The sequence below is a fragment of the Streptomyces sp. SID9727 genome (genome assembly GCF_010550605.1).
Taxonomy (GTDB): domain Bacteria; phylum Actinomycetota; class Actinomycetes; order Streptomycetales; family Streptomycetaceae; genus Streptomyces.
On sequence record NZ_JAAGNI010000093.1, the window covers coordinates 1 to 8253 of the forward strand.

Consider the following 8253-nt stretch of genomic DNA (forward strand, 5'->3'; position numbering starts at 1 on the left):
AGCAGGGCGATCTCCGAGAAGTCGAAGATCGCGAAGAAGAAGGCCCACATGCCGGCAAGCAGCGCGTAGCGGGCGCGGCGCTGGATGGGGTCGGTCGGGTCCCAGCGCGGGCCGGCCGGGGGCTTCTCCTGACCGGCGGGCCCGGAGGGCCGCCCGCCGAAGGAGCCGTTCTGGCGGCCGGGCTGCCGGCTGCTCCACTGGCTGCCCCACACGGGCCGGTCGTCGGACGGCCCGCCCTCGGGCCGGTCGCCGCCGTCACCGTTCGTGGAGCCGTCCGTCGGACCGGACGGGTGGCGCGGCTGCCAGGGCTGGTCGGGCCGGCCCTCCGGCGGCGGCGCGAAGGGGTTGTCGTCGTTCCGGCTCCCGGAGGAACCGGAGGAGCCGGAGGAAGGGGACGAGGAGGAGCGCTCGCGCATCAGCAGGGTGGCCCGCTCGGGCAGCGGCTGGCGGAAGGCGGTGCGGCGGCGTCGGTCCGGCATGTGGTGAACGTCTTCCCCATCTCGTCGTTTCCGCCCGGCGGACGGTTCGCTGCCCCTGACGCTACCTTCCGGCGAGGAAGCGCCGAAAGCGGGGAGCGCGGGGCTCGTGACCCCCTGGGGCTCCGGCTCCGTCACCCCCGTCAGGCGGGGGCGCGGCGCGGTGCCGGTATCGTTGCTGACGGTCGGCCCGTTCGTAGAGTTCCCCGTATGGGGGAGCGCGCTTCTTTCGTACGACCGTACAAATCGCAGATCGCCGCCCCGGTGCCGTGGTGGCGGGCCGGCCGCTTCGAACCGCTCGCACGCGAGAAAGGGCCCAGCCGTGGCCTCCCCGCTTCCCTCCGCCGCCCCGGCCCGTGTGGTCGTCCTGGTCTCCGGTTCCGGTACGAACCTCCAGGCGCTGCTCGACGCGATCGGTGACGATCCCGAGGGCTTCGGCGCCCGGATCGTCGCGGTCGGCGCCGACCGCGAAGGCATCGCCGGCCTGGAACGGGCCGAGCGCGCCGGGCTCCCCACCTTCACGTGCCGCGTCAAGGACCACGCCACCCGCGACGAGTGGGACGCCGCGCTCGCGGAGGCGACCGCCGCGCACCGGCCGGACCTCGTCGTGTCCGCCGGGTTCATGAAGATCGTGGGCAAGGAGTTCCTGGCCCGGTTCGGCGGCCGGTTCGTCAACACCCATCCCGCCCTGCTCCCCAGCTTTCCCGGTGCCCACGGCGTGCGTGACGCGCTCGCGTACGGCGTGAAGGTCACCGGGTGCACCGTCCACTTCGTCGACGACGGCGTCGACACCGGTCCGATCATCGCGCAGGGCGTGGTCGAGGTGACCGAAGAGGACACCCCGGAGGGCGAAGCGGCCCTCCATGAACGCATCAAGGAAGTCGAGCGCAAGCTGCTCGTCGAGGCCGTGGGGCGGCTCGCCCGCGACGGCTATCGCATTGAGGGACGAAAGGTTCATCTCGGTCATGTCGGAGAATAAGCCCATCCGCCGCGCCCTGGTCAGCGTCTACGACAAGACGGGCCTCGAAGACCTCGCCCGCGGCCTGCACGAGGCGGGTGTCGAACTGGTCTCCACCGGGTCCACCGCCGGAAAGATCGCCGCCGCCGGTGTCCCGGTCACCAAGGTCGAGGAGCTGACCGGCTTCCCCGAGTGCCTCGACGGCCGCGTCAAGACGCTGCACCCGCGCGTCCACGCCGGCATCCTCGCCGACCTGCGCCTCGACGCGCACCGCGAGCAGCTGGCCGAGCTGGGCGTCGAGCCCTTCGACCTGGTGGTCGTCAACCTGTACCCGTTCAAGGAGACCGTCGCCTCCGGCGCCACCGCCGACGAGTGCGTCGAGCAGATCGACATCGGCGGCCCGTCCATGGTCCGCGCCGCCGCCAAGAACCACCCCTCCGTAGCCGTCGTCACCAGCCCGGAGCGTTACGCCGACGTGCTCGCCGCCGTCGAGGCGGGCGGCTTCGACCTGACCGCCCGCAAGCGGCTCGCCGCCGAGGCGTTCCAGCACACCGCCGCCTACGACGTGGCCGTCGCCGGCTGGTTCGCCGCCGACTACGCCGCCGCCGACGACTCCGGCTTCCCGGACTTCTTCGGTGCGACGTACGAGCGCCAGGACGTCCTGCGCTACGGCGAGAACCCGCACCAGCCCGCCGCGCTCTACACCTCGGGCACCGGCGGTCTGGCCGGCGCCGAGCAGCTGCACGGCAAGGCGATGTCGTACAACAACTACACGGACACCGACGCCGCCCGGCGTGCCGCGTACGACCACGCCGAGCCGTGCGTCGCGATCATCAAGCACGCCAACCCGTGCGGCATCGCCATCGCCGACGACATCGCCGAGGCGCACCGCAACGCCCACGCCTGCGACCCGCTGTCGGCGTACGGCGGTGTCATCGCCGTCAACCGTCCGGTGACCGTCGCCATGGCCGAGCAGGTCGCGGAGATCTTCACCGAGGTCATCGTCGCCCCGGCGTACGAGGACGGCGCGGTCGAGGTCCTGTCCCGCAAGAAGAACATCCGCGTGCTCCGCTGCCCCGAGGCCCCGTCCGCCGAGGTCGAGGTCAAGCCGATCGACGGCGGCGCGCTGCTCCAGGTCACCGACCGCCTCCAGGCCGAGGGCGACGACCCGGCCAACTGGACGCTCGCCACGGGCGACGCGCTCTCCGCCGACGAGCTGAAGGAGCTCGCCTTCGCGTGGAAGGCGTGCCGGGCGGTCAAGTCCAACGCCATCCTGCTCGCCAAGGGCGGCGCCTCGGTCGGCGTCGGCATGGGCCAGGTCAACCGGGTCGACTCCGCGAAGCTCGCCGTCGAGCGCGCGGGCGAGGAGCGGGCCACCGGTTCCTACGCGGCGTCCGACGCCTTCTTCCCCTTCCCGGACGGGCTGGAGATCCTGACCGCGGCCGGCGTCAAGGCCGTGGTCCAGCCGGGCGGTTCGGTCCGCGACGAGCTGGTGGTCGAGGCCGCGAAGAAGGCCGGCGTGACGATGTACCTCACGGGCACCCGGCACTTCTTCCACTGAGCGGGTCCGCCCCCGTACGACCGAGGGCCGTAACCGCACGCGATCCGCGTGCGGTTACGGCCCTCGGGCCTGTCCGACGGCCGGTCAGCCGACGCGCACCACGACGGTGGAGCAGACCTTGTCCGCGAACGTCTGGTTCTTGGAGTCCCACAGCGGCCACAGCCAGCCGAGGTAGCAGGCGATGCTGTCCAGGAAGTGGGCGATCTGACGGACGAACGCCATGCCGAAGCCGAGCGGCCGGCCGTCCGCCTCGCGCAGCAGGCTGATGCCGAGGGCCTTCTTGCCTATCCACTGACCGGTCGTGCCCTCCTTGTACAGCTTGAAGAGGAAGCCGCCGACGAACACGAGGATGCCGAGGCCCATGATCCCGGCGCCCGCGCCGCCGCCCACGCCGCCGCCGATGCCCATGAGGATGCCGTAGGGGACACCGAGGACGAGGACGTCGAGCAGGTACGCGCCGACGCGGCGCCCCCAGCTCGCCAGCGGCGGGCGGGCACCGTAGCCGGGCTGCTGGCCGTAGTCGCCGCCCGGCACCGGCGGGGCCGCCGGGTAGCCGTAGCCCTGCTGCGGTACGCCCTGCGGGGCCTGGGGGTAGCCGTAGCCGGGCTGCGGCTGACCGGGCTGCTGCCCGTAGGGGTTGTTCGGGTTCGGGTCGCCGAAGCTCATGGGCGTTCCTCCAACAGATGTACGGGGACGGTGCGGCCGCGCGGAGGAACAGAAAACGCCAGCGGTCCAGACCCCCCGGTAACTGCTGCGGCACAGCGGCCTTCATCGTTATAAGCGGTTAGTACGTTTGTCCAGCCGTGGTTCAAGAAGTTGTCCAAGTGCAACCTTGCGTCCACGCCTGGTACCTGATTGGTCCGAGGGCGGGTTCATCCGGGAGTATGGGGACCATGACTGCCCAGATTCTCGATGGCAAGGCCACCGCAGCCGCGATCAAGTCCGATCTGACCGCCCGCGTGGCGGCCCTCAAGGCCCGGGGCGTCACGCCCGGCCTGGGAACCCTGCTGGTCGGGGACGACCCGGGCAGCAGGTGGTACGTGAACGGCAAGCACAAGGACTGCGCGCAGGTCGGCATCGGCTCCATCCAGCGCGAACTCCCCGACACCGCCACGCAGGAGGAGATCGAGGCCGTCGTCCGCGAGCTCAACGCCGACCCCGCCTGCACGGGTTACATCGTGCAGCTGCCCCTGCCCAAGGGCATCGACACCAACCGCGTCCTGGAGCTCATGGATCCGGCCAAGGACGCCGACGGCCTGCACCCGATGAACCTCGGCCGCCTGGTGCTCAACGAGACCGGCCCGCTGCCGTGCACCCCGCAGGGCGTCGTCCAGCTCCTGCGCCACCACGGCGTCGAGATCAACGGCGCCCACGTCGTGGTCGTCGGACGCGGTGTCACCATCGGGCGGTCCATCCCGCTGCTGCTCACCCGCAAGTCGGAGAACGCCACGGTGACCCAGTGCCACACCGGCACCCGGGACCTGGCCGCCCACCTGAAGCAGGCCGACATCATCGTCGCCGCCGCGGGCGTGCCGCACATCATCAAGCCCGAGCACGTGAAGCCGGGCGCCGCCGTCCTGGACGTCGGCGTCAGCCGCGACGAGAACGGCAAGATCGTCGGCGACGTCCACCCCGGCGTGGCCGAGGTCGCCGCCTGGATCTCGCCCAACCCGGGCGGTGTCGGCCCGATGACCCGCGCCCAGCTGCTCGTCAACGTGGTCGAGGCCGCCGAGCGCGACGCCGCGGCCGTCTCCGCCGGCTGACCCGTGGGTGCTGGTACGAGTCCGGACACCGGTTCCCCGGAGGAGACCGGCGCGACCGGTTCCACGGCGGTCTCCTCCGAGCCGTCCGAAGCCGCCGCCCCCCGGCGGTCGCGGCGGTTCTCGCTGACCCGGGACACCGCGCGGCCCGAGGGCGGCGGGCGGGCGGCCGGCGGTGACGCACCGGCCCCGGCCCGCCAGTGGCCGCTGCTCGCGGTGCTCTGCACGGCCGGCGCCGGACTGCTGATCGTGGCGGCCGATCCCTTCGACGAAGCCTTCCGCGTCGGCACGATACTGATCGGCATCGGCCTCGTCCTGGGAGCGGTCCTGCGCGTGACCGTCCGGTCGGTGGGCATGCTCGCGGTGCGGTCGCGCTTCACCGATCTGGTGACGTACGGCCTGCTCGGCGTCCTCATCGTGCTGCTCGCGCTGGTCGCGCAGCCGGGGCCGTGGCTGGACATCCCGTTCCTGGAGGACGCGGTCCACTTCACGGTCCGCTGACCCGCGCTCCGAAGAGCGGAAGAACCCGGTGGCCGTCCCCTCCCCCGAGAAGGGACGGACACCGGAGGCGGGGCAACCCGGAGCGCGAAGCTCCCGAAGCGGCGGTCGAGCGGCCTTGCCCCGTCCTGCGTCCAGCCTTGTTGACGGCCCTCACCCGTTCAAGGGACAGCTGTCCCCTGTGGCACGGAAGTGACCATTCCGCCATGGTGTGACCGAGAGGCAACGGGGGCCGGGCGGCCGTGGGGTCCCGGGTCGGATAGCCTGGCCGACGGATATCTCTTCACATCAAGATTCAGGGAGATGTCCCGCACCAGGGGCCAGGAGCCCGGACCGCCAGCTGTCTAACGGAGATCGCCATGACCCGCACTCCCGTGAATGTCACCGTGACCGGCGCAGCCGGCCAGATCGGCTACGCGCTGCTCTTCCGCATCGCCTCCGGCCACCTGCTCGGCCCGGACGTGCCGGTCAACCTGCGCCTCCTGGAGATCCCCCAGGGGCTGAAGGCCGCCGAGGGCACCGCGATGGAGCTCGACGACTGCGCCTTCCCGCTGCTGCGCAACATCGAGATCACCGACGACGCGAACGTCGGCTTCGACGGTGCGAACGTCGCCCTGCTCGTCGGCGCCCGCCCCCGCACCAAGGGCATGGAGCGCGGCGACCTGCTCTCCGCCAACGGCGGCATCTTCAAGCCGCAGGGCAAGGCGATCAACGACAACGCCGCGGACGACATCAAGGTCCTCGTCGTCGGCAACCCGGCCAACACCAACGCGCTCATCGCGCAGGCCGCCGCCCCGGACGTCCCGGCCGAGCGCTTCACCGCGATGACCCGCCTGGACCACAACCGCGCGATCTCGCAGCTGGCCGCCAAGACCGGTGCCGCCGTCTCCGACATCAAGAAGCTGACGATCTGGGGCAACCACTCGGCCACCCAGTACCCGGACATCTTCCACGCCGAGGTCGCCGGCAAGAACGCCGCCGAGCTGGTCAACGACGAGGCGTGGCTGGCCGACACCTTCATCCCGACCGTCGCCAAGCGCGGCGCCGCGATCATCGAGGCCCGTGGCGCGTCCTCCGCCGCCTCCGCCGCCAACGCCGCCATCGACCACGTGCACACCTGGGTCAACGGCACCGCCGAGGGCGACTGGACCTCGATGGGCATCCCGTCGGACGGCTCCTACGGCGTGCCCGAGGGCATCATCTCGTCGTTCCCGGTCACCACGAAGAACGGCACGTACGAGATCGTCCAGGGCCTGGACATCAACGAGTTCTCCCGTGCGCGCATCGACGCCTCGGTCAAGGAGCTCACCGAGGAGCGCGACGCGGTCCGCGAGCTCGGCCTGATCTGAGACCCCTCGGGGCCACGCACACGCCCCCGGCAGCCGCAGTGCTGCCGGGGGCGTGGTGTCTCTCACGTCGGCTCCGTCAGCGGAGCCCGTCCGCGATCTCCCGCACCGCGGCCGTCGCCCGGCGCTGGAGGCCCGGCCCGAAGGTGATCCGGGTCGCGCCCAGCTCGCCGAGGCGGCCCGGCCCCGGCCCGTCCGGGCGGGCCAGCGCGTTCAGCGGCAGCCCGGGCAGGGTCCCGGCCAGCGGCCCGAACACCTCGGGCGGGGCCAGGATCGGGTACACGCAGTCCGCGCCCGCCGCCGCGTAGAGCCGCGCCCGGCGCAGGGTCTCCGCCGCCGGGTCCACCCCGTCCGGGACGCCCGTGGCGTACGTGTCGATCCGGGCGTTCACGAAGAGCGCGTCCCCGGCCGCCGCACGCACCGCGGCCAGCCGGTCCGCCTGCGCTCCGGCGTCCAGCAGGACCCCGTCCACCGTGTCCTCCAGGTTGCAGCCGACCGCCCCGGTCGCGAGCAGCCGCTCCACCAGTTCGCCGGGCGACAGCCCGTACCCGGCCTCGATATCGGCGGAGACCGGTACGGAGACGGACCGGGCGATCCGCGCCACCGCCGCGAACATCTCGGCGGGGGGCGTCGAGCCGTCCTCGTAACCCAGGGACGCGGCGACCCCCGCGCTCGGCGTGGCGAGCGCGGGGAAACCGGCGTCAGCGAAGACACGGGCGCTCGCGGCGTCCCAGGGCCCGGGAAGGACCAGGGGGTCGCCGGGGGCGCGGCCGTGGTGCAGGGCCCGCAGGCCCGAAGCGGTCACCGGGCCGCTCAGCCGTGGTCGCCGGGCGTGTAGTGGCCCGGCACCATGCGCGTGGACACGGCGAACCGGTTCCACGCGTTGATCGTGATGATCGCGCCGATGAGGTGGGCGAGCTCCTCCTCGCCGAAGTGCTTCGCGGCCCGTGCGTACACCTCGTCCGGGACGAAGCCGTCGGTCAGCACGGTCACCGCCTCGGTCAGCTCGATCGCGGCGATCTCCTTCGGCGTGAAGAAGTGCTGCGACTCCTCCCACGCGCTGAGCTGGACGATCCGCTGCACGGACTCGCCCGCCGCGAGCGCGTCCTTGGTGTGCATGTCCAGGCAGAACGCGCAGTGGTTGAGCTGCGAGGCGCGGATCTTCACCAGCTCGCCGATCACCGGGTCGATGCCCTTGCGGGAGGCGGCGTCCAGGCGGGCCATCGCCTTGTAGACATCGGGGGCGTGCTGCGCCCAGGCCAGGCGCGGGGTGTGCTCGGGGCAGTAGCCGGAGGTGGTGCGGCTGTTCTCGTTCGTCGTCATGCCCTCAACGCTACGGGGGGAGTGGCGCAGCGGTATGGTCCATTTCCATGACAGATGCCTGGGCCACTTTCGGCGCCGACCTCCATATCGACCCGACCGGCCCGGCCGGTCTGCGGGCCGGTCTGATGGACGCCCTGCGCGAGGCCGTCCGCACCGGCCGCCTGACGCCCGGCACCCGCCTGCCGTCCTCCCGCACCCTCGCCGCCGACCTCGGCATCGCCCGCAACACCGTCGCCGACGCCTACGCGGAGCTCGTCGCCGAGGGCTGGCTCACCGCCCGCCAGGGCTCCGGCACCCGGGTGGCCCGCCGCGCCGACCCCCGGCCCCCGGC

9 protein-coding genes and 1 pseudogene are annotated in these 8253 nt (G+C 72.3%); 6 read left to right on the forward strand and 4 right to left on the reverse strand.

What is annotated here, in order from left to right:
- Nucleotides 1–479 (reverse strand): annotated as a pseudogene (locus G3I41_RS05675) (hypothetical protein); the annotation flags it as partial.
- A 319-nt stretch (nucleotides 480–798) separates the two neighbouring features.
- On the opposite strand from G3I41_RS05675, the gene purN reads away from it, so the two are divergent.
- Both purN and purH read left to right on the forward strand, forming a co-directional pair.
- A complete protein-coding gene (purN, locus tag G3I41_RS05680; protein WP_164399207.1) occupies nucleotides 799–1455 on the forward strand; it encodes a phosphoribosylglycinamide formyltransferase in 657 nt (218 codons plus the stop codon).
- Nucleotides 1442–2995, forward strand: coding sequence for a bifunctional phosphoribosylaminoimidazolecarboxamide formyltransferase/IMP cyclohydrolase (purH, locus tag G3I41_RS05685; RefSeq protein WP_164399208.1), 1554 nt, complete (start codon nucleotides 1442–1444; stop codon nucleotides 2993–2995). Before purN ends, purH begins: the two co-directional genes overlap by 14 nt.
- 84 nt (nucleotides 2996–3079) lie before the next feature.
- Here the strand turns inward: purH and G3I41_RS05690 are convergent, their stop codons facing one another.
- Nucleotides 3080–3661: an RDD family protein gene (locus G3I41_RS05690; RefSeq protein ID WP_164399209.1), complete on the reverse strand. Its 582-nt coding sequence runs from the start codon at nucleotides 3659–3661 to the stop codon at nucleotides 3080–3082.
- A 227-nt stretch (nucleotides 3662–3888) separates the two neighbouring features.
- Between G3I41_RS05690 and G3I41_RS05695 the strand changes: the two genes are divergently transcribed.
- The 3 genes from G3I41_RS05695 to G3I41_RS05705 all read left to right on the forward strand — a co-directional run bounded on the left by G3I41_RS05695 (nucleotide 3889) and on the right by G3I41_RS05705 (nucleotide 6602).
- Nucleotides 3889–4758, forward strand: a complete 870-nt coding sequence (locus G3I41_RS05695) for a bifunctional methylenetetrahydrofolate dehydrogenase/methenyltetrahydrofolate cyclohydrolase (protein ID WP_164399210.1) — start codon at nucleotides 3889–3891, stop codon at nucleotides 4756–4758.
- A 3-nt stretch (nucleotides 4759–4761) separates the two neighbouring features.
- Entirely contained in the window at nucleotides 4762–5256 is a 495-nt protein-coding gene (locus G3I41_RS05700) for a DUF3017 domain-containing protein (RefSeq protein WP_343242062.1), read from the forward strand.
- 356 nt (nucleotides 5257–5612) lie between these two features.
- A complete protein-coding gene (locus tag G3I41_RS05705; protein WP_164399211.1) occupies nucleotides 5613–6602 on the forward strand; it encodes a malate dehydrogenase in 990 nt (329 codons plus the stop codon).
- Nucleotides 6603–6678: 76 nt separating this feature from the next.
- On the opposite strand, the gene G3I41_RS05710 is transcribed toward G3I41_RS05705, so the two are convergent.
- Nucleotides 6679–7404, reverse strand: a complete 726-nt coding sequence (locus G3I41_RS05710; protein WP_164399212.1) for an isocitrate lyase/phosphoenolpyruvate mutase family protein — start codon at nucleotides 7402–7404, stop codon at nucleotides 6679–6681.
- Nucleotides 7405–7412: 8 nt separating this feature from the next.
- Nucleotides 7413–7922 carry a carboxymuconolactone decarboxylase family protein gene (locus G3I41_RS05715; protein ID WP_164399213.1) on the reverse strand — a complete coding sequence of 170 codons (510 nt, stop codon included), beginning with the start codon at nucleotides 7920–7922 and terminating at the stop codon, nucleotides 7413–7415.
- A 47-nt stretch (nucleotides 7923–7969) separates the two neighbouring features.
- Here G3I41_RS05715 and G3I41_RS05720 point away from each other — a divergent pair.
- On the forward strand, nucleotides 7970–8253 hold a 284-nt coding region (locus G3I41_RS05720), incomplete at its 3' end, for a winged helix-turn-helix domain-containing protein (RefSeq protein WP_164399214.1).